This window comes from Acetobacter conturbans, assembly GCF_011516755.1.
GTDB classification, from domain to species: Bacteria; Pseudomonadota; Alphaproteobacteria; order Acetobacterales; family Acetobacteraceae; genus Acetobacter; species Acetobacter conturbans.
Map to the genome: position 1 here is coordinate 1 of NZ_WOSY01000088.1, position 524 is coordinate 524.

Here is a 524-nt window from a genome sequence, read left to right on the forward strand (position 1 = left end):
GGGATTTCTCTATCTCGTGGCGATCATGGACTGGTTCACGCGCAAGGTCCTGTCCTGGCGTCTGTCGAACACGATGGACGTGGAGTTCTGTATCGAGGCGCTACAGGATGCCCTCATGCGCTATGGCGCCCCGGACATTTTCAATACTGACCAGGGGTCGCAATTTACGACACCCCGTTTCAGCGGGATACTGGAAGAGCGTCAGATCCGCATCAGCATGGATGGGCGCGGTCGCTGGCTGGACAACGTGTTTATCGAGCGTCTGTGGCGGTCGCTGAAATACGAATGCGTCTATTTGCACGCGTTCGAAACCGGATCGGAGCTACGGGCCGGGCTTGGCAGATGGATCGCCCATTATAACGAAAGGCGTCCGCATACGGCGCTGGCTGGACGTACGCCCGATGAGGCGTATCATGACGTGCCGACGCCATCTGGTCCGGGGTTAACCCCGGACCAGATGGCCAACAGCAACGCCGTCAGAAGGGCGGCATAACAACAACCGGGTATAGCTTATCAAGCCCGCA

Annotated in this window: 1 protein-coding gene; it reads left to right on the forward strand. The window is 58.4% G+C overall.

Annotated elements, in window-relative coordinates; genetic code table 11:
• Nucleotides 1-493, forward strand: a 493-nt coding sequence (locus tag GOB81_RS17465; RefSeq protein ID WP_173571475.1) for an integrase core domain-containing protein, incomplete at its 5' end; no start/stop codon positions are given.
• Between the last annotated feature and the right edge of the window lie 31 nt (nt 494-524).